We start from the raw sequence: 19,100 nt of genomic DNA, 5'->3' as shown, positions 1-19,100 counted from the left end.
CTAAAGTATAAAATTATAGTATGGCTCGTACAATAGCAGAAATACAACAGGTCATTTTTACAGAAAAGGAAAAATATTTTGAGCTTGACGCTCTAAATAGCACGTCCAAATCAGCCATATGGAGGTTATGGGTATTTGTTGTTTCTACAGCAATTTGGTTACACGAAAATATTGTAGAACGCAATGCTTTATTGTCTAGACCTCACACCTTAAACTGGTATCGCGAGCAAGCCTTTAGCTATATTCCTGGTGCAGATTTGATCTGGGAAGATGGTTATTTTCGTTTCAATACAGACGGCATAGCAGATGTAGAAGCGGCAAAACTGATTAAATATTGCGCTATATCAGAACGATTGTTTAGTGATGTGTTTTCTGGAGATGATGATGTAACTCAAAATACCGAAGAATTAATTAAAGAATATTATTACAATCAAGTAGGAATTGTAACTATAAAGGTTGCCAAAGAAGTAGGCGGAGTTCCTTCGCAATTGACCACAGGTGAGAAACTACCATTTATTGCCTTTATGAATGAAATAAAAGATGCAGGGACCCAACTCCGTATCATATCTACAGCAGGAGATAAAATACGTATTGTAATGGAGGTATACGTAGATCCCTTGGTGATCTATACCGAAGGTGTGAATGCTGGCGCATTAATAAGTAATTCTTCGATTAAACCAGTAGAAGATATTATTAGAGATTACTTAAGGAATCTTGAGTTCAATGGTGCATTTGTACCCACTTTTTTGATAGACAGAGTTCAAAACGTAGAGGGTGTTCAATTACCTATTTTAAGACAGGTTAAAATAGCTGCGTTTAATCAAGACTTTTCGACCGGTAATACAGTTTATGATGATACTGATATGAGAAAGGAGACCTCTTTTTTTGTGCCAACTTCTGGATATTTCAATACAAATTTTGATACCAGTAATGATGAAGGGATTTATGTAACTTATTATCCCTACAATTTACAAACTGATCCAAGCTTTAATCTGTAATCTTTATGGAAAATCCATATCCAAAATATACAACCATTGATTGGAAGCGTACCTTACTCATGTTACTTCCTCCAATATTAAAAAGGAGGAAACATGCATTGTGGTTGCAAGTGCTTCTTAAACCCTTAAGCGATTCTTATGACGATACTTTGTATAAGATGCAGCACAATGGGCAGGTTATTTATATGGAAAAGGTCTTAAACGAACTTTTTAATAAAGGTAGAGAATATAAGAGATATCCTTTTACGAGTCAAAAAGCTCAAAACGGACTCATTTTTATAGATGATGCAGATCGCCCTACAGTACAGTATTTGTATACCAATAGCGAAATAGAAGCAGGATATGATCCTATTTTAATTTACACCAATAATCCAGATGATAATCAGAGAGAATTTAACTACTTCCTTTATTTATCCAGCGATTTAGATTTAAGCAGTACAGAGTATTTCAATTTTAGAATTAATATTCCTTCAGACATCTTAGAATCAAAAGATTCCATTTTAAATGAGATAAAATCATTAAGTGATGCTGTGGTACAACCTAGTAAGAAAAACTTGATGTTGCAGAATATAGATAACAAATTAAGTTTTGAATTGGGACATCCGTATACCACTCATCCAGATGCTGTTAAAATACTTACTCCAAGATTTCACAAGGTGGTTAATTTTTACAAATTAGTTGCCAAAAGTTATGAAACAAGAAGATATATGTACACAAATACAGAAGCACCCTTAGTTAAAACCGAAGAAGAATGAAAAGAGTCAATTTTGGACATAAAGGAGGATTTCCTCTTGAACAGGAAACCTTGATTCACTTGCAAAGAGCATATGCTGATGATATGCTGGAAGCTTTATTAGGTCAGTGGGGTATCGATCCAAACCAAAACTATTTGGTTAAAGAGGCTAGTAATAGCGAAGATGGTTGGATAGTTACAACAATTCCAAGAGAAGAAATAAATGCACAAACAGGTAATGCATTTACCGTTACTAAACCAGAACTACTTCGGTTAAAATTTAATGGAGCCAAGAGACCCAATGTAGAAATCTTGGATTTACGAAAGAATACTGGTAGCTTAGAGTATGCAGATGGTCAACCCAAAAGAGTATACGAAGAGTGGGTTGGTCAATATGTTACTACTCCTTCAGATCCAACTAATACTGTTATTACGGGATTGGTTACTCTTAAAACGATTATTGCACTATCTACAGATATAGCAAATATAAATGCTGAGATTAATGATGTAAAGCAAGATTATCTTCCAAGAAACGGGTCAAGACCCATGACCGGTAATTTAGTTTTAGGAGAAAATCAACCAACTTTGGTTCCCGGGCAGGAAGGGAACAGGTTATATTTCAGAGGAACATTTTCGAATACTGATGAAGTCTACATGAGTAAATTTACGCCTGCATCAGATGTAACAGAGCTTAGATTAAAAGTTGGTGATAATGCCCAGTTTAGTTCCAGAGATGCGTTTACTATTGGAGGTTCGGTATCAGGAGGTGCTTCATGGCTAGAAAGGTTTAGAGTGCAGACCGATGGTCGTGTTGGAATTGGAGTAACATCACCAGCAAGAAATCTAGATGTAGACGCGGCGAACAGTTTTTTACGTTTTAGAAATTTACCTCAGGTTACAGTTAATCAGGAAAGGGCACTAGTTATTAATACTTCTGGCGATGTAGGTATGTCTAGAGATAGTATTTTGACCCCAAATGCCACAGAGACGGTACGAGGAAAGGCAGAAATTGCTACACAGACTGAGACCAACGGCTCTACAGATAATACACGTTTTATCACTCCCAGAAAGCTACATAATAGAACCGCTACTACCGCGAGAAGAGGTATCGCAGAATTGGCAGACTTTAATGAGGCCATAGCGGGTACTGATAATACCAAGATTATGACAGCACGTAGGGTGCGGGATTTTATGAATAGTAATTATCGATTTGCATCTGGCAGTGCTACAGTTAGATTTTCAAGTGGTGGTCCTGCAAATACAATAGCTATAGATTATACTAAAAATTTGGTTGAAGTAAGACCTCCTACAGGTTATACAATTTTTAATTTAGTGGCATTCTTACCATCTATACAAACTATTGATTTTGCTGGAGATGTTGATGGAAATGATAGTTTCTTTTGTAGATGGAGAAGAAATTATACTAAAGGATTAGTGGAAGTTATATGTAATAATACAGAAAATAGAGCTCCGGCTAGAATAAATTATTTAGGGATATGGAAAAAGTAGAAGTTTTTCTTGAGGTCGAAAATGGTATAATAATAGGTTTCCAAGATTATGAAATCGATACTTCAACATTACCTAAGGGGACTAAAATTGTTAAAGCAAAAGTGGAACAGCCCGACTTACTTTTGGGACTTGAAGAAAAGTACATTTCTTCAAAACCTTCTACAGTAGAGAAATTGCTAACACAAAAGATACAAAATCTAACCCTACAATCGAAGAAGGCTGATGAACCTTTGAATGATTTTCAATTGAAGTCAAAATTGAAATCTCTACTAATCGATATACAACTTGCCGATGAATTAGATGAAGATGTATCTGATCTTAAAAGAGAATTTGAAAAATTAAAAAAAGCCTATAAAGCTCTCAAAAAAGATTCGATTACCAAGGTAGATGCAGGTAGAGCTAGAACAATTACACTACCTAGTAATAAAACGAATCTAAATGGAGATGTTTACCCAACAAAAGGAGAGATAAAATCAGTTAGCTGGTCCAAAGTTAAAGGTAGCGGAGGGAGAATTACAAATCCTAATAGCTTAACCACAACTGCTACTGGTTTAAAGAAAGGGTATTACGAGTTCAAGTTATCTGTCACTAATGATCAAGGAAAAGTTATTTCAGACATTGTAAAAGTAACTGTACTAGGAAAAGAAAAAAGAAAAGACGAAGATGAGGATTAGAACTAAAAGATAACAGCATTTAAAATGTCAACTTCTTTTTAAATTTTATAAATCTATGAAACAGCCTAAAGAAACGCTTAAATCTTATTTTGAAACTGGTGACAAGCCTACAGAGCAAGAATTTTGTGACTTGATAGATAGTTATCATCATCAAGATAGTGGGGCAGTGGTCACCAATGTTAGTGTCAATGATAATGGAGATCAGCAAATAACGTTTTCAGATGGTACTACGGTAAGTATAGATAGTCCAAGTGTCATAAATCAAAATAATAAGATTAAAGTTGTCGATCTTGGGGTTTTAAGGTTTGGTGGAGGTGTTGGAGTTGAAGCAATAAGCAGGCTTGAAAGAGCAGATGCAATAAACATTGAGAAAGATATAGCATTACCTGTTCGGGGAAACTTGCAAAGGATAAGTTTTGTAGAAACATTGTTAGTGACTGCCATAAATAATTTAAATCCACCGCTGATCATCAAGGAAGATGAGAATGTTATTTTCGAATTTGATATCGAGTCAGATATAGTTTTTCCAGGACCAATTTTAGGTGATGTTTCACAAAGCGCACAAGCATGAGATCAAATAGTTATTTTTTTAAAGGAGGAAAAGGAACTTATGGTTCGGGACATACTCAAGTTACTATAGATGATTTGTACATAAATCATCAAACACCCAATTTTGACCCTTTTCAAGTACTAATACGAGAAAATAATATTTTAAGAAGAAAAATAGAAAACTTGCAACAAACAGTTTTCTATAACCGGGTTTTTATTACGTATAATTTATTAGAAGATTTTTCAAACAGCGCTTCCTACAATACGTTTCCCATATATTACAATCAGATAAATGGTGTAGGTCGTTTACTTGTAGACGAAACCAAGATAAAAATTGATTTTAGAAACACGACTATTTTTATAAAAGATTCATCAGAAGGAGATTCTTTAAGGTCTGGTAATCGAAGATTTATAGTTCTAGGGGACCCACAACCGGCATATGGTAATTATGTATGGTATAATTGTGAGTATACACCAGTTGTGCCTTATGCTTACGATAACCTAAATAGCTTTATGCCAAACAATGCAGTTTGGTTTTTGGCATATCAAAAGGAAGTAAGCACTGAAAATAATGCAAATCAAGTAGTAGGATTAGATGATTTGAGCGATGCCCAGGCTCCTGATCAAAATGTTTTTATTGGTACTCGTGAAACCCCAGATTCTACGGGAGAAACACGTGGAAATAGAAATGTGGTTATAGGAAAAGATGCTATTGTAGATGGTATCGGGAATGATAATGTTGTATTAGGAAACCAGGCTTTTGGCGGATTAGGCAATAATGGTAATAACAATTCAACCAATAACGTAATTATTGGCTCAAAAGCTGCTACAGACAGAGTTCAGGGAATGAACAATGTGATCGTAGGAGGTAATGCCGTGCAAGGAGATGGTAGTGGTAGCAATAATATTGTTCTAGGGGCAAATGTGGATATTGGCGGTTACAATATTAATAATACGCTTAATATTGGTAATGCCATAAAAGGAAATTTATCTTCCAAAGAAATCGAAATAGAGAAATTAAAACTAACCGCATTAAATGGTGGAAGTTTTAATGATCAAGTATTAATGATAAGCCCTAATAATGAAATACAACAGCTTTCTTTACAGGAGTTGGTTAATATCAAAGTATATAACTTTGGAGGGATTTCTCAGATAAATATAACTTCAGATACAAATGACACGAATGAGGTGAGTTTTAGAAATACGGTAGCCGGAGCTTTTAATAATAGAGGGTTGTCGCGAATTACAATTATAGGAGACTATATCAATTTTGTAGCATCAGGAAATACTGGAAGTGTAGCACCGTCTTCATATAAAACTGAATACTTCTTGGATATTCAAAACGGTTTTTTTACATCTGATACCGCTGGAGGAAATCCAACCAAAACATCGTTGTTAGGAGCTATAGAAGATACCTCCTTAACTGGTATAAAAGATTTTACCACGGTAATTGAAACCTTAAGTCAATTAACTACAGAGCCCCAAAACGGTTGGAACACGCTCACCTTTGAACAGAAAGTAACAAAAAACGGAATTGTTGAAACTTCAAAAGGAGGAGGGGTACTTCGGAATGCAGACAATACAGGGACCCTTATTCCAGCAGAAGCAGTTCTAACACCACGAATAAAGTTAACCTTGAGTTACGAAGATGCAACAAACGCTAATGGAGAGAATCAAAGTTTACTTTTCAGAAGAAACAACTTTGCCACCTACATAGAACGAATTAGATAAGTATGAAGCAGCCAAAAGAAACATTAAAATCTTATTTCGAGACAGGTGATAAACCTACTGAACAAGAGTTTTGCGACTTTATAGATAGCTATCATCATTTGGATAGCGGAACAATTATCACTGAAGTTTTGCAGGATGAAGATGGAAACCAAACAGTATCATTGTCTGATAGCACTTCATTTAACATTCAGAATCCTGAAAATTATGTCGATCAAAACAATACCATTAGAGTTATTGACTTAGGTAATGTAAGGGTTTTCGGGGGAGATTCTGAAATTGCTATACAGCAGGCAGTAGCACAAAGATTTAATGGACTCGATGAAAATATAAGAACGGTTTCTGAAACAGAAAATATTATTATTAAGGCAGATATACAACTAGTAGTAGAATCCTAAGCATGGCGATACATAAATTCATATTAAAACCAGGAAAAGGAATCAGAACCATTTCTGCTTCTGATTTAGAACTTATTCATCAAGATACTTCTGAAGATTATTTTGATCTACGCAATCGTATACAGAATGTAAATGAAAATGTTCAAAATAGATTAAATAGGAATGTTCTAATAAATTCAGACTCATTATTAACCGTTTTTAACCAAACTACAACCAATAATGTAGTTAGTTATAAATTGGGATATGGTGCCAATGATCAAAATGCTGAGTTTAGATTTAATTCTGTGCAAGGAGTACTTAATACGGTTAAGCATTTATTCATAAACTCAGATACCAACAATACTATAAACTTTACTGCGGGTCAACCTGCTATACAAATTATTGTCCCTCAAGGAAAATTGCCCTCTGTAACAGGAAAAGGTAAAACCGTGCATGCTCAAACCTTACGTACAGCTCAATCTCAAAACCTAGTGTATTTAACTGGTGATTTAGATGAAGTGAGTTCTGGAGATATTGTAAATCCTATAACTTTAGAAGAGGGAAGCCCAAATCCAATTGCAAAGGTTTGGAGTGGAACACAATCGCAATATAACGCTATTGCTACTAAAAAAGAAGACGTGTTGTATTTTATTGTTGAAGAACAAGCAGCTGCGGGACGATGAGTATAGAAATTGGAGCCATATCTATACAAGATCCTAGATTGGGAAATACTCCAGTAAATAGAGTATATTTAGGAGAGCACCTGGTTTATGATCGAGTTCGTGTTATTGAACTTTTAAAAACGTCTAGTACATCATCAAATTTCCAGATACGATATAGTAATTCGAGTATTGAAACCAATATTTCTTTAGTTAATGAAGGAAATACTGTTGCTAACCAACACATTTCTCCAAATATTGGAACCCCGTTTATTACATTTGATCTAACTGAAAATAAGGGAGAAGCTGTAGCGTTAATAAAGGATGAGAAAAACTGTAGAAGAATTTCTTTTTTTTCGATCCGTAATCATCAATTGAAAGATCTTAATCTGAACGATTTTTGGAATATCTCTCAACTTCAGTTGTATAGCAATGTTTTGGCAAGTTTAGATATAGAAAATAACTTAAAACTTATTCATGTTACTTGTTATAATAACAATTTAACCAGCCTTTCCACCTCGTCGAATTCCGTTCTTGCGCATTTGAATATTCAGCGTAATAGAATTGAAACTCTTGATCTAACAAAAAATTTGCAATTAGTTAGTTTATACGCAGACTCTAACCAAATTACGGCTATCAATATAGATATAAACCTTCTTTTACAAAATTTGTATTTATCGTCTAACAGATTAGAAGGAATCGCCATTTCTAAAAATAAAGCTTTAAGAAATTTAAATATTAGTAACAATCGAATCAACACGGTCGATGTATCAAGTAACCTAGAATTACAGACATTTAGTTGTGGTCAAAATCAATTCACAGAAATAGATGTTACCAAAAACGTCAATTTAAGATCGCTTAATTTTTACCAAAATCAGGTATCTACAATTGACCTTTCGAGAAATGTTGAACTAACTCATTTAAATTGTTATAGAAATCTATTTGAAGAAATAGATCTTACCATGAACACTAAGTTACAGAGTTTATATATTTATGATAATAAACTCAAATCATTGGATATCGCTGTGAATACTGAGTTGATTACTCTGCATACTAGTAATAACCCAGCTGGTAATTATGATATTAGTACTAATTTAAAACTTAGAACCTGGTATTGTGCCAACAATAATAGAACAGAACTAGATGTTTCTAAACATTTAGATTTAGATAATTTTCATTGTGGGGTCAATGACCTTAAAGTGCTAGATATTTCTAAAAATGAAAAACTAAGGTATTTATATTGTAACAGTACCCAACTTACCGAACTTGACATAAGTAATAATTTAGAATTGGCAGGTTTGACTTTTAGTTCGAATCAAATTTCTAATATAGATGTAACTAAACATATTAAATTAAGAACATTATACAGCAATGGTAATCCTCTAGGAGCCATAGATGTTACCAATAATACAGAATTGGTTACTTTTAATTGTGCTGCTAATCAATTAACACAATTAGATGTTACAAATTGCGAAAAGCTATTATATTTCTATTGTCATGCGAATGAAATAGCAGAACTTGATGTAAGTAACAATACAAAGCTGCGCCACTTTTATTGTAGCTCAAACAGAGTTAAAACACTTAATTTAAATGCAATGAAGGATTTAGATAGATTGTACTGTGACAATAATCTATTTACGGTGTTAGATATTTCTGGTAATGAAAAACTTATTTATTTTACTTGTTCTGTAAATCAATTGGAGACGTTAGATATTTCCAAAAATAAACAATTGCTAACCCTCAATGTTTTCAGTAATAATATCAGTTCGGAGGCTATTGATAAAATTCTGATTGATTTAGATGCTCACGGAAGATCAAATGGAAACTTGAATTACTCTCGCAATGCCGATCCTACTTCAGTAAGTTTTGAGGCATACAACAATTTGAAAAATAAAGGCTGGGTGCTAACAGGTAATCCACCAACCAATACTTCAACTTCGGTATTGTAAATACAAAACTATTTATAAAATAAGGTTTTTAACATAGGCGTATAGGAATTTACAGAATTTGCTAAATAAATGTTATTTATATTATAAAAAAATGCATTGCATTGCTATTTAAAGTACATTCGCGACTTCTTTTTTTGACAACGTTAAACATAAGAAACCGGAGTATGAGTAAAGAAGAGGTAATCAAGGAGTATATTCTTGGTTTTGGTAAGGTGGTTTTTTATAAAAATTATCTGATAATCGAGGTAGCAGAAGGAGCTTCATTTAATCATGAGAAAGGCAAAGAATTATCGGTTTTAACCAATCGTCACTTTGGAAATCGGCCGTTTGGATATATTTCTAATCGGGTAAATTCTTATTCTTTAGAGCCAGCAGATTATATTAGAATAAAAGAAGTATTTCCTAATCTGAAAGCATTTGCGGTAGTGGTTCACAATAAACTACAGGAAGAATGCGTAACGATAGAAAATATGTTCTTTCACCAGGAAATAATTACGTTTTCTAAGTTAGAAAATGCAAAATCCTGGATGAAAGAATATTTAAGTAGTTTAGACTGTTCTTAGTTGCTTTGGTCTAAGTAATCGTCTAAACGATTAATAGAGTCATCCCAGAACTTCTCATAAAAACCTAGCCATTTATTTATTTCTTTTAGCGGTGTAACATCTGCATAGCAAAAACGTTCTCGACCTTTGGTCTGTATTTGTATTAGTCCAGCATGCTCAAGAGCTTTTATATGTTTAGTAACGCCCTGTCGACTAATCTCGAATTGATTTGAAATTTGTGTAATGGGTAGTGCTGTGGCAGCTACCACCAAAGCGTGAAAAATTTCACGCCTTGTTGGGTCCGATACTGCTTTAAATATTTTGGTTATCTTATCCTGCATGTACCTCTTGTATTAAGTATTCACCAAGTTTGCTTACACAATTGTTCCATCCACCATTAAAGCTGTTAAACATTGTTACAGCAGTATCACCGGGGTATTTTGCAATGCCAGAGTGTTCTAAATATAGTTTTGTACCATTTTCTATAGTTTCTAGTTTCCAGGTCACCAAAGTTTCTACATTGGTATCTTGAACAACCCAGGTGTATACCAAAGTATATGGATGAGCTTTCTTTACAGTACCGGTGATAGGAACACAATCTTCTTCACTAGAAGTAAAGGTATATTCGTAACCTTCTTCAGCCTTAAAATCTGCCTTAATAAACCATGTAGAGATTTCTTTTTCCTTAGTAATAGCATTCCATACTTTGTCTATAGAATGGTTAAAAACATGTTCTTTTACAATTTGATCTTTCATATTGGTAAGGTTTTAAATTAAAATGCAACTTTATGGTTGCAAATATAAATATGTTTTTTTAATTAGCAACTTTTTGGTTGCGTTTTTTTGATTTAAAATTTGAATCCACAAAAAAACAGTTGTTTAATTATGAAAAATAGAATATTTTGTACCTATGGAAGAGATACTTACTTATTTTGAAACGATACCTTCGTCGCATCGAAGCCTTATATTGGTTGGCGGAATTACTTTTTTTTGGTTGATAGAATATGCAGCGCCACTTTTTAAATTTAACTATAGAAAATTTAAACATGCCTGGCCCAATATTTTCTTTACGCTTACAACTATAGTAGTTAACTTTTTTCTAGCATTTATATTATTAAAGACCAGTGATTGGACTGTTGAAAATAAGTTTGGAATTATACAATGGTTAGAGCTTCCCCTTTGGGCAACTATTTTATTAGGCGTAGCGTTGTTGGACTTAATAGGGGCATGGTTGGCGCATTATGTACAACATATGATTAAACCTTTATGGATGTTTCATCTTATACATCATACAGATAATCATGTCGATACAACCACAGCAAATCGACATCACCCGGGAGAGAGTTTAATTCGCTTTATTTTTACTACCATAGGAGTTTTTATTGTTGGAGCACCAATAGGAATCATAATGCTATACCAGTCACTTTCGGTAGTGTTGTCTCAATTTAACCACGCAAATATTTCATTACCTAAAAAAGTAGATTATATTATAAGTTGGTTAATTGTGTCACCAGATATGCATAAAGTGCATCATCATTATGTTTTGCCCTATACCGATACAAATTATGGTAATATATTTTCTATTTGGGATAGATTGTTTGGTACGTTTGCCAAAATACGAAATGAAGATTTGGTATACGGAGTAGATACATATCCAGATGTTGATTCAAACGCTAAGATAGGAAAACTACTCAAGCTCCCTTTTGATGGGTATCGCGCACCGGTAGGAGCAAAGTTTAAAGTAGAAGAGTCTAAAAAATAACAACCGTAACCTTAGTTATATAATAAAGCCGAATAGTGCTATATGCTATTCGGCTTTTCCTACTGCGATTGGTTATCTTAATAAGCATAATACTTAATACGTTTATGTAGAATTTCATTATTGTAAATGCTTAGCGTGTAATCTAATACTGCATTTGGTCTTTGTACTACAGCACTTACTTTTTTTCTGATATTTCCTAAAGTTTTCATGATTGTCGTTTTTTTGATTGATGAATAGTCTGAACTACCTATACCTTCTTTTTGAATTCCAGATATATCCTTTTGTTGTTGCTAATTTTTCACTTATTTGATTACTATTTAATGTTCTCATGATATTTTTTTGATTGATGAATTAATGATTGATGATTGATTGATGAATTGTGAATTATCTATATCTTCTTTTTGAGTTCCAGATATATCCTTTTGTTGTTGCTAATTTTTCGCTTACTTGATTGCTATTTAATGTTCTCATGATATTTTGTTTTTTGATTGATGATTGATGATTGATGATTGATGATTGATGAATTGATTGAATTATCTGTACCTTCTTTTCGAGTTCCAGATATATCCTTTTGTTGATGGTAATTTCTTGCTGATTTGATTGTTGTCTAAAGTTCTCATGTTATTGTTTTTTATGATTGATTTATACTTACTAGACGTCGATATTTTAATTTTGTTACAGTACTATGTATAAAAAGGTACTATTTTAACAATTATTAACATTTTTAGGAGTTTTTGCTAACTTAAAAATAGGAGAGAGGTAACCTCAAAATACTTGCTATTGCTAAGGAAATCATAAAAAAGAGCTATAAACTCAACTGTGAACACAAATTTTTCATAAAAGGTGTATGTAACCATTAATTATCGATTATTTTCATAGGTGTAGTCAATCAATTAAAGAGAAATGTTATGAATCATAATCGCAAACTGTTATGTTTTTTGTTTCTTCTATTTGTAGTTTTAAGTGTAAAAGCTCAGTATAAAGAATACGATTGGGAAGAAAGAGATGGTTGGATGGATGTCCCTGAGATTTTTAACCTGGCCGATATAGGCGAAGGGAGTGTAGTTGCAGATATAGGTTGTCATGAAGGGTATTTAACTATACATATGTCTAGAAAGGTTGGAGTAAAGGGAAAAGTTTATGCCGTAGATGTAAGAAAAGACAGGTTAGAAAAATTAGACGAACATCTAAAGAGTAGAAAACTAAATAATGTAAAAACCGTACTGGGAGATTATGACAACCCTAAGTTACCTACTCAACAACTAGATGTTGTGGTTATTATGGATACCTATCATGAGATGGATGATTATATGGTTATACTGGAGCATGTAATGAAAGCATTAAAGCCCAATGGGCGTATAGTAGTAATTGAAAAACTGAAAAATCATATGCGTAACAAATCTCGTAAAGAACAAACAGATGCTCATACATTATCATCAAAATATGTAAGAAAAGAATTAAAGGATGCAGGTTTTTTGATTACTAATGAAATTAAAGATTTTGGGAACTGGGAAAATGAATCTGCAAAAAAGATATGGGTTTTGGTAGGCGTAAAAGGATCTAAATCGTAATATTTGAATTTGATTTATACTTCAATTTTATATCCTACGCCATGTATATTTATGATTTTCAAAGAGGTATCGTTACCTATCTTTTTTCGAAGTTTAGAGATAAACATATCTAAACTTCGCCCAACAAAAACGCCATTGTCTTCCCAAACGGTTTTAATTAATTCTTCTCTAGTGATAATTTGATTAGGACTTTGAATTAATAGTTTTAAGATTTCAGATTCTTTGGTGGTAAATTTAATAATCTCTTTTCCTTGTTTTGCTAGTTGTTGATCTGTATAGAATACATAGTTTCCGAGTCTCACACCATTCTCTACGGGTTGTGAAAGTGTTGTTTTCTTTACAATTTTAAGGTTTGAGAACTTAAAAAATAATATAGTTAGAAGCAAAAGAAGTCCCATGCCTCCTAATATAACAGGTATTATAGTTTGGGCAGTGTTAGGTTTTTCAGATAAAAACACTACTCTTATTTCGTAACAATTTTTTGGAATTTGGCGCCCTGCACAGGGAACAATATCTTTCCCTCTATGTCCTTTGATTTGATAACTATATACCACTTCTTTAATACTACAATCAAGTACTTCAACAATATATTCATTATCTATTTCACTATTTCGGAAAGACGTTTGAGTAGCATCAACCAATACTTCCGGGTCTATAGATATGTTTGATTCTAAGGTTAATAAATACTCGTCTGAGTTTATTCTTAGAACTGGCATTACTCGAGTGATAGAATCTTGATTTGATAGGAGTAGAGTGTTACCAATTTCACGCAACGCTATTTTTACTTTTTCTTCTTGATACTGAAAATTGTCTTGACTAAATATGATTTGTGAAAAGGTCATATATAGAAGAAAGCTTGCTATAGCTTTTATTTTCAGTATTCTATGTGTCTTGTAAAGTTTCAAAGATTACAATTTTACAGTTTGGTTACACTTTTTTACAATTCAGAGTAACGGTTTAGTTGTATTCGCTTCTACATTTAGCGTATTCGAATTTAAAACCAAGTATAATATAAAAAGAAACAAAACCAAAATGAATCAATTTAAATCACTTTCAATACTACTTTTAATAATTACAGCATCATGTTCTCAATACGCAAATGATAAACGTACTTCTTTAATTACAACAGATTCGGGTCTTCAATATAGCATACTTAAAGAAGGAAAAGGAAAACCGGTTATAGAAGGACAAGAGGTTCTTATTCATGAAATCACTACCTACAGAAATAACGAAGAGGTATATTCTTCAAGAAAATCAGATCAACCAATAAAAGTGTTGATTGGAGGAAATCATGTAATCAACGGTGTAGACGAAGGTTTACGAGGTATGAAAAAAGGAGAAGTGAGAAAGCTTATCGTGCCGCCAGCATTAAGTAAAAGAACGGGCAATATTACATTTCCTCATCCAGATTCCATTTTGGTTTATGAGATAGAGCTTTTAGATGTGTTACAAAAAGATAATATCATAAAGAAAAATCCAAAGGAGGCTATTAGTGTGAATATCGATAAAAGTGAAATTATTTGGACAGGGTCCAATCTCATAGGAATCAACAAACATTATGGAACAGTTAAGTTAAATAAAGGCGAATGGTTTGTAAATGCGGGAATCATAGACGGAGGGAAATTTGAAATCGATATGAATTCTATTCGAAATACTGACGGAAAGTATAATGAAATACTGGTAGATCATCTGAAGAATGAAGACTTTTTTGAAACCAATGTATACCCCGTTTCAACACTTGAAATTACCAAAATAGATAATACCATGTTCCCCAAAGTAGCAATAGAAGCTTTGCTCACCATTAAGGGAATACGGAAACCTATACATTTTCAAGGTGAATTTGAAAATGAGAAAGGAAGTACGGTGTTTACATCACAATTTGCGATAGATAGAACACGATGGGAAGTAACCTATGAATCAAAAAGTATACTAAGAACCATTGGAGAAAATACACTGTCTGATGATATTGAATTTGAAGTCACTTTGGTATCGAATTAGGCTATAGAGCTTTCACCTTTATGAATAGGCGAGAGATTATTGACTTCATCTTCTGTATACATTCGGGATTTGATAACAAATCGTACTCCCATGGGAATCTCAAGAGAAAAACTAGCTCCACGCCCCTGTGTGACATCTACGGTAATCTGAGTATGTTTCCAGTACTCAAATTGGTCGTTAGACATGTAAAAATCACATCCATGAATTGTACCTAGCCAAATATCGGTTTCGTTAATCATTAACTCACCCTTTTCAAAGCACATCGGGGAGGAGCCATCACAGCATCCTCCACTTTGATGAAACATCAACTCCCCGTGTTCTTTTTTAAGGGTTTCGACAACGGCCTTTGCCGCATCGGTAATTATTACCCTTGGTATCATAATATCTGTTTTTAGAAGAAGCCTAATGCCTTTTTATCGTATGAGATCAACATATTTTTAGTTTGGCGATAATGATTAAGCATCATTTTATGGTTTTCTCGTCCGATACCGGATTTTTTATACCCTCCAAATGGAGCATGAGCAGGGTAGTTGTGATAACAGTTTACCCAAACTCTTCCGGCCTGAACTGCTCTAGATATTTGGTACGCCTGATGCATATCACGTGTCCATACACCTGCACCTAAACCATAAAGAGTATCGTTGGCAATTTCTATAGCTTCAGCTTCATTTTTAAAAGTAGTTACGCAAGCTACCGGACCAAAAATTTCTTCTTGGAACACTCGCATTTTATTGTTGCCTTTCAGTAAAGTAGGCTTGATATAAAACCCTTTTTCAAGTCCTTCAATATAACCTTCTTCACCACCAGTTAACACTTCGCAACCTTCATCCTTACCAATATTGATATAGTTGAGTATCTTCTCAAATTGATCATTAGATGCTTGAGCACCCATCATGGTTTGTGGGTCCAGAGGATGCCCCAGTTTTATCGCTTCAGTTCTTTCAATAACTCGTTGAATAAACTGATCATAAATATTTTCTTGAATTAGAATTCTAGAGGGGCATGTGCATACTTCACCTTGGTTCAAAGCAAACATTACGGCTCCTTCTATAGCTTTATCAAAGAAATCATCATCTGCATCCATAATGCTTTCAAAGAAAATATTTGGAGATTTACCTCCCAGTTCAAGGGTTACAGGAGTAATGTTTTTAGACGCATATTGCATGATAAGTTGTCCTGTAGTAGTTTCACCAGTAAAAGCAACTTTATTTATTCTTGGGCTAGAGGCCAAAGGTTTTCCTGCCTCGGGACCAAAACCGTTTACTACATTAAGAACACCATCGGGTAAAATACCTTCGATTAGTTCCATTAGAATCATAATACCAACTGGTGTTTGTTCTGCTGGTTTAAGAACGATACAATTTCCTGCCGCAAGAGCTGGAGCAATTTTCCAGGTGGCCATCAATAAAGGAAAGTTCCAGGGTATAATTTGTCCAACAACACCTAGGGGTTCCTGAAGATTTAAGGACACGGTTTCTGCATCCAACTCGCTTACAGAACCTTCTTCGGCACGAATTACACCAGCAAAGTATCTAAAGTGATCTACCGCCAGAGGTAAGTCTGCAGCAAGAGTTTCACGTACCGCCTTACCATTATCCCAGGTTTCAGCTCTTGCTAGATCTTCTAAGTTTTCTTCTATTTTATCTGCAATTTTTAGTAGGCAGTTGCTTCTGAAAGTTGCTGAAGCATTATTCCATTCTGGAGCTGCATTCCACGCAGCATCTATTGCTAACTCAATGTCTTCAGAAGTTGATCGCGCTACTTTGGTAAAACTGTTTCCATCTACAGGAGAAATGTTGTCAAAATATTGTCCTTTAACAGGGGTTGTCCATTTTCCTCCAATATAGTTTTCATATTGGGATTTAAAGTTGGGTTTTTGAATGCTACTTTTGGGAGAAGCCTGAGAAATACTCATAGTTTTGGAATTAAAAGTTAAGTAAAAAATGAATTGTGTGTTTTGTCTAAATGGTAAAATATCGACAAGAAAGGATCTACCTTAAATATAAGGTTTTTTAAAGAGATTGCTCTTAGAACAGATGTTAATATTATGTGTTTTTTAGGTTGCCTTATAGCATATACATAAGGGTTTAGGAATATAAATGTTAAAATAATCTTATCAGTAATGTTTTTAATTGATATATCAAATATATTTGTATCAAATAAATATCCATGAGTATTGAAATTCCTACGCAGGTAGTTTTTTATAAAGTAGAAAGAGCGATAAAAGAATATAGAAAGTATGCTCAAAAAAAGATATCAGAGAAAGTACAAGATATTACCGTAGACCAAGGGTTAATATTGTTGTTTCTGAAACATTATCCTGAGCTTTCACAAAAAGAAATTGCTGCATTGGTGTTTAAAGATAATGCCTCTATGACTCGAATGATAGATCTTATGGTGAAGAAAGAATATCTGGTAAGATCTACCAATGAAGAGGATAGAAGACGATACAATATAGAAATAACAGATAAGGGGAAAACAGTTTTAGAAAAGTTGCCTCCTGTTATTTTGGAGAATCGAAAAAAGGCTTTAGCCGGAATATCTATCGATGAAATTGAGCAGGTAGAAAAAGTTTTAGATAAAATTATCATCAATTGTACAACGAATCAATAGTATTAACTTAAAACAATAGTATTATGCAAAGAATCCTTGCGCTTGCAAAATTGATTTCACTTTTAATAGCGCTTTTACATCAATCAATCAGTTACGGACAGTCACCATATAATCAAACAGTAGAAAAGGTTCAAAAACTACTGGAGACAAACTATATCTTTTTGGATAAAGCAAAAGAAACAAATACACATCTTGATAAACTAATGAAAGAAGGGAGTTTTGAAGGAAAATCGCCTGGTGATTTTGCAGAGTTCCTTACTCAAGAAATGAGAAGTATTACAAAAGATAAACATCTTCGATTTAGATGGAACAAGCAAACTAGTAAGTCTAGTAAGAAAGAAAGTACTTTTAAAGATAATTTTAGTAGATATAATGCTCCTATGTTACGAGGTTTTACACTTATGGAAGGGAATATTGGGTATATAGATCTGGCCTATTTTGGCGGTACTCCCATTCATACTTCTAAAATAGACTTGGTCATGAATGAAATGCAAGTTGCTGATGCTATCATTATAGATATGAGAAGAAATGGAGGAGGAAGCCCAATAACGGTAAACTATTTATCGAGTTATTTTTTTGAAGAAAAATTGTTACTGAATACCATTCATTCAAGAGCAGATAATCATTCTGAAGAAATGTGGGTAGTAAAAACCATAGGACCCAAACGTCCTAAGGTTCCGGTATATATATTGACCAGTAAAAAAACTTTTTCGGGAGCTGAAGACTTTTCGTATACCATGCAAAGTAGAAAAAGGGCTGTTGTTATAGGAGAAGTAACCGGAGGGGGAGCACATCCTACCAGATATCATAGTATAGATGGAACAGATTTTGGAATTAGTATTCCCTTTGCCAGAACGGTAAATACAGTAACAAAGACCAATTGGGAAGGAACGGGAGTTACCCCAGATATTAAAATTAAAGCAAGTGATGCTTTAGCGAAGGCCAAAGAACTAGCCAAATTAGAAGCGGCAAAGTATAATGATGTTCTTTTTAAGCCTTTGGAAAATGCAATCAATGAATTAAAGAATGATAATACAGAAATTATCAAACAATTGGAATATTTAGTTACCTCTGGGATCCTAGACGAGCCTGAGATAAATGGTTTAGGGTATTCTTATTTGCAAAGAGGCCAAAAAGAGGCTGCATTAGCTATATTCAATGCAAATACAACACTATTTCCTAAATCGGCAAATGTTTATGATAGTTATGCCGAAGCACTCGCTACAAATAATCAAAAAGATTTGGCTTTAATTAATTATCAAAGGGCAGTAAAAACTGCTACAGAAAACAAAGATGAACAATTAGAATTATTTCAAAACAACTTAAAAGCTTTTCAGGAAAAAAAGTAATTTGTTTAAGTGTACCTCCTATTGAACTTCAAAAGCTAGATTTATCATTAAATCTGGCTTTTGTTTTATGACAAAATTGCTATTTCATT

21 protein-coding genes are annotated in these 19,100 nt (G+C 33.6%); 15 read left to right on the top strand and 6 right to left on the bottom strand.

What is annotated here, in order from left to right:
* Positions 1-20 precede the first annotated feature (20 nt).
* The 10 genes from M0D21_RS01535 (at position 21) to M0D21_RS01490 (ending at position 9,739) form a co-directional block, all read left to right on the top strand.
* Entirely contained in the window at positions 21-998 is a 978-nt protein-coding gene (locus tag M0D21_RS01535; RefSeq protein WP_248325850.1) for a hypothetical protein, read from the top strand.
* Between the two features lie 5 nt (positions 999-1,003).
* Positions 1,004-1,753, top strand: a complete 750-nt coding sequence (locus M0D21_RS01530; protein WP_248325848.1) for a hypothetical protein — start codon at positions 1,004-1,006, stop codon at positions 1,751-1,753.
* Positions 1,750-3,240 carry a hypothetical protein gene (locus M0D21_RS01525; RefSeq protein ID WP_248325846.1) on the top strand — a complete coding sequence of 497 codons (1,491 nt, stop codon included), beginning with the start codon at positions 1,750-1,752 and terminating at the stop codon, positions 3,238-3,240. The genes M0D21_RS01530 and M0D21_RS01525 overlap by 4 nt, the downstream gene beginning before the upstream one ends.
* Complete coding sequence (locus M0D21_RS01520) at positions 3,228-3,914, top strand: PKD domain-containing protein (RefSeq protein WP_248325837.1); 687 nt, start codon at positions 3,228-3,230, stop codon at positions 3,912-3,914. Before M0D21_RS01525 ends, M0D21_RS01520 begins: the two co-directional genes overlap by 13 nt.
* 55 nt (positions 3,915-3,969) lie before the next feature.
* Positions 3,970-4,485: a hypothetical protein gene (locus tag M0D21_RS01515; RefSeq protein ID WP_248325835.1), complete on the top strand. Its 516-nt coding sequence runs from the start codon at positions 3,970-3,972 to the stop codon at positions 4,483-4,485.
* Positions 4,482-6,194: a hypothetical protein gene (locus M0D21_RS01510; protein ID WP_248325826.1), complete on the top strand. Its 1,713-nt coding sequence runs from the start codon at positions 4,482-4,484 to the stop codon at positions 6,192-6,194. The genes M0D21_RS01515 and M0D21_RS01510 overlap by 4 nt, the downstream gene beginning before the upstream one ends.
* 2 nt (positions 6,195-6,196) lie before the next feature.
* Complete coding sequence (locus M0D21_RS01505; protein ID WP_248325824.1) at positions 6,197-6,589, top strand: hypothetical protein; 393 nt, start codon at positions 6,197-6,199, stop codon at positions 6,587-6,589.
* Positions 6,590-6,591: 2 nt separating this feature from the next.
* Positions 6,592-7,251, top strand: a complete 660-nt coding sequence (locus M0D21_RS01500) for a phage upper tail fiber protein (RefSeq protein ID WP_248325822.1) — start codon at positions 6,592-6,594, stop codon at positions 7,249-7,251.
* On the top strand, positions 7,248-9,176 hold the full coding sequence (locus tag M0D21_RS01495; RefSeq protein WP_248325820.1) for a leucine-rich repeat domain-containing protein: 1,929 nt from the start codon (positions 7,248-7,250) through the stop codon (positions 9,174-9,176). The genes M0D21_RS01500 and M0D21_RS01495 overlap by 4 nt, the downstream gene beginning before the upstream one ends.
* Positions 9,177-9,340: 164 nt before the next feature.
* A complete protein-coding gene (locus M0D21_RS01490) occupies positions 9,341-9,739 on the top strand; it encodes a hypothetical protein (protein WP_248325818.1) in 399 nt (132 codons plus the stop codon).
* Here M0D21_RS01490 and M0D21_RS01485 read toward each other — a convergent pair.
* The gene (locus tag M0D21_RS01485; RefSeq protein WP_248325816.1) at positions 9,736-10,059 is read right to left on the bottom strand and encodes an ArsR/SmtB family transcription factor; all 324 of its coding nucleotides are present in this window, start codon (positions 10,057-10,059) and stop codon (positions 9,736-9,738) included. The two genes, M0D21_RS01490 and M0D21_RS01485, sit on opposite strands and share 4 nt — an antisense overlap.
* Positions 10,049-10,474, bottom strand: a complete 426-nt coding sequence (locus M0D21_RS01480; protein ID WP_248325814.1) for an SRPBCC family protein — start codon at positions 10,472-10,474, stop codon at positions 10,049-10,051. Before M0D21_RS01480 ends, M0D21_RS01485 begins: the two co-directional genes overlap by 11 nt.
* A gap of 154 nt (positions 10,475-10,628) precedes the next feature.
* Here M0D21_RS01480 and M0D21_RS01475 point away from each other — a divergent pair, with 154 nt between their 5' ends.
* Positions 10,629-11,480, top strand: coding sequence for a sterol desaturase family protein (locus M0D21_RS01475; RefSeq protein ID WP_248325812.1), 852 nt, complete (start codon positions 10,629-10,631; stop codon positions 11,478-11,480).
* 77 nt (positions 11,481-11,557) lie between these two features.
* Here M0D21_RS01475 and M0D21_RS22975 read toward each other — a convergent pair whose 3' ends face one another.
* Positions 11,558-11,689 carry a hypothetical protein gene (locus M0D21_RS22975; RefSeq protein WP_262922045.1) on the bottom strand — a complete coding sequence of 44 codons (132 nt, stop codon included), beginning with the start codon at positions 11,687-11,689 and terminating at the stop codon, positions 11,558-11,560.
* A gap of 699 nt (positions 11,690-12,388) precedes the next feature.
* Here M0D21_RS22975 and M0D21_RS01470 point away from each other — a divergent pair.
* Positions 12,389-13,051, top strand: a complete 663-nt coding sequence (locus M0D21_RS01470) for a class I SAM-dependent methyltransferase (RefSeq protein WP_248325810.1) — start codon at positions 12,389-12,391, stop codon at positions 13,049-13,051.
* 14 nt (positions 13,052-13,065) lie between these two features.
* On the opposite strand, the gene M0D21_RS01465 is transcribed toward M0D21_RS01470, so the two are convergent.
* Complete coding sequence (locus M0D21_RS01465; protein ID WP_248325808.1) at positions 13,066-13,956, bottom strand: winged helix-turn-helix domain-containing protein; 891 nt, start codon at positions 13,954-13,956, stop codon at positions 13,066-13,068.
* Positions 13,957-14,083: 127 nt separating this feature from the next.
* Here M0D21_RS01465 and M0D21_RS01460 point away from each other — a divergent pair, with 127 nt between their 5' ends.
* Positions 14,084-15,049 carry a YceI family protein gene (locus M0D21_RS01460; protein WP_248325806.1) on the top strand — a complete coding sequence of 322 codons (966 nt, stop codon included), beginning with the start codon at positions 14,084-14,086 and terminating at the stop codon, positions 15,047-15,049.
* Here the strand turns inward: M0D21_RS01460 and M0D21_RS01455 are convergent.
* Both M0D21_RS01455 and M0D21_RS01450 read right to left on the bottom strand, forming a co-directional pair.
* Positions 15,046-15,429, bottom strand: a complete 384-nt coding sequence (locus tag M0D21_RS01455; protein ID WP_248325804.1) for a DUF779 domain-containing protein — start codon at positions 15,427-15,429, stop codon at positions 15,046-15,048. The two genes, M0D21_RS01460 and M0D21_RS01455, sit on opposite strands and share 4 nt — an antisense overlap.
* 11 nt (positions 15,430-15,440) lie before the next feature.
* A complete protein-coding gene (locus tag M0D21_RS01450; RefSeq protein ID WP_248325802.1) occupies positions 15,441-16,964 on the bottom strand; it encodes an aldehyde dehydrogenase family protein in 1,524 nt (507 codons plus the stop codon).
* A gap of 254 nt (positions 16,965-17,218) precedes the next feature.
* Between M0D21_RS01450 and M0D21_RS01445 the strand changes: the two genes are divergently transcribed.
* Both M0D21_RS01445 and M0D21_RS01440 read left to right on the top strand, forming a co-directional pair.
* Entirely contained in the window at positions 17,219-17,662 is a 444-nt protein-coding gene (locus M0D21_RS01445) for a MarR family winged helix-turn-helix transcriptional regulator (protein ID WP_248325800.1), read from the top strand.
* Positions 17,663-17,685: 23 nt separating this feature from the next.
* The gene (locus tag M0D21_RS01440) at positions 17,686-19,011 is read left to right on the top strand and encodes a S41 family peptidase (RefSeq protein ID WP_248325798.1); all 1,326 of its coding nucleotides are present in this window, start codon (positions 17,686-17,688) and stop codon (positions 19,009-19,011) included.
* Positions 19,012-19,100 lie beyond the last annotated feature (89 nt).

The sequence above is a fragment of the Aquimarina acroporae genome (assembly GCF_023195925.1).
Taxonomy (GTDB): domain Bacteria; phylum Bacteroidota; class Bacteroidia; order Flavobacteriales; family Flavobacteriaceae; genus Aquimarina; species Aquimarina acroporae.
The sequence above is the reverse complement of the archived record's forward strand: the minus strand, read 5'-3'. Positions and strand labels throughout refer to the sequence as shown.

Excerpts from the sequence above, each read along its gene's own strand:
- M0D21_RS01535 (WP_248325850.1), top strand. The coding sequence starts at position 21 with ATGGCTCGTACAATAGCAGAAATACAACAGGTCATTTTTACAGAAAAG.
- M0D21_RS01530 (WP_248325848.1), top strand. The coding sequence starts at position 1,004 with ATGGAAAATCCATATCCAAAATATACAACCATTGATTGGAAGCGTACC.
- M0D21_RS01525 (WP_248325846.1), top strand. The coding sequence starts at position 1,750 with ATGAAAAGAGTCAATTTTGGACATAAAGGAGGATTTCCTCTTGAACAG.
- M0D21_RS01520 (WP_248325837.1), top strand. The coding sequence starts at position 3,228 with ATGGAAAAAGTAGAAGTTTTTCTTGAGGTCGAAAATGGTATAATAATA.
- M0D21_RS01515 (WP_248325835.1), top strand. The coding sequence starts at position 3,970 with ATGAAACAGCCTAAAGAAACGCTTAAATCTTATTTTGAAACTGGTGAC.
- M0D21_RS01510 (WP_248325826.1), top strand. The coding sequence starts at position 4,482 with ATGAGATCAAATAGTTATTTTTTTAAAGGAGGAAAAGGAACTTATGGT.
- M0D21_RS01505 (WP_248325824.1), top strand. The coding sequence starts at position 6,197 with ATGAAGCAGCCAAAAGAAACATTAAAATCTTATTTCGAGACAGGTGAT.
- M0D21_RS01500 (WP_248325822.1), top strand. The coding sequence starts at position 6,592 with ATGGCGATACATAAATTCATATTAAAACCAGGAAAAGGAATCAGAACC.
- M0D21_RS01495 (WP_248325820.1), top strand. The coding sequence starts at position 7,248 with ATGAGTATAGAAATTGGAGCCATATCTATACAAGATCCTAGATTGGGA.
- M0D21_RS01490 (WP_248325818.1), top strand. The coding sequence starts at position 9,341 with ATGAGTAAAGAAGAGGTAATCAAGGAGTATATTCTTGGTTTTGGTAAG.
- M0D21_RS01485 (WP_248325816.1), bottom strand. The coding sequence starts at position 10,059 with ATGCAGGATAAGATAACCAAAATATTTAAAGCAGTATCGGACCCAACA.
- M0D21_RS01480 (WP_248325814.1), bottom strand. The coding sequence starts at position 10,474 with ATGAAAGATCAAATTGTAAAAGAACATGTTTTTAACCATTCTATAGAC.
- M0D21_RS01475 (WP_248325812.1), top strand. The coding sequence starts at position 10,629 with ATGGAAGAGATACTTACTTATTTTGAAACGATACCTTCGTCGCATCGA.
- M0D21_RS22975 (WP_262922045.1), bottom strand. The coding sequence starts at position 11,689 with ATGAAAACTTTAGGAAATATCAGAAAAAAAGTAAGTGCTGTAGTACAA.
- M0D21_RS01470 (WP_248325810.1), top strand. The coding sequence starts at position 12,389 with ATGAATCATAATCGCAAACTGTTATGTTTTTTGTTTCTTCTATTTGTA.
- M0D21_RS01460 (WP_248325806.1), top strand. The coding sequence starts at position 14,084 with ATGAATCAATTTAAATCACTTTCAATACTACTTTTAATAATTACAGCA.
- M0D21_RS01455 (WP_248325804.1), bottom strand. The coding sequence starts at position 15,429 with ATGATACCAAGGGTAATAATTACCGATGCGGCAAAGGCCGTTGTCGAA.
- M0D21_RS01450 (WP_248325802.1), bottom strand. The coding sequence starts at position 16,964 with ATGAGTATTTCTCAGGCTTCTCCCAAAAGTAGCATTCAAAAACCCAAC.
- M0D21_RS01445 (WP_248325800.1), top strand. The coding sequence starts at position 17,219 with ATGAGTATTGAAATTCCTACGCAGGTAGTTTTTTATAAAGTAGAAAGA.
- M0D21_RS01440 (WP_248325798.1), top strand. The coding sequence starts at position 17,686 with ATGCAAAGAATCCTTGCGCTTGCAAAATTGATTTCACTTTTAATAGCG.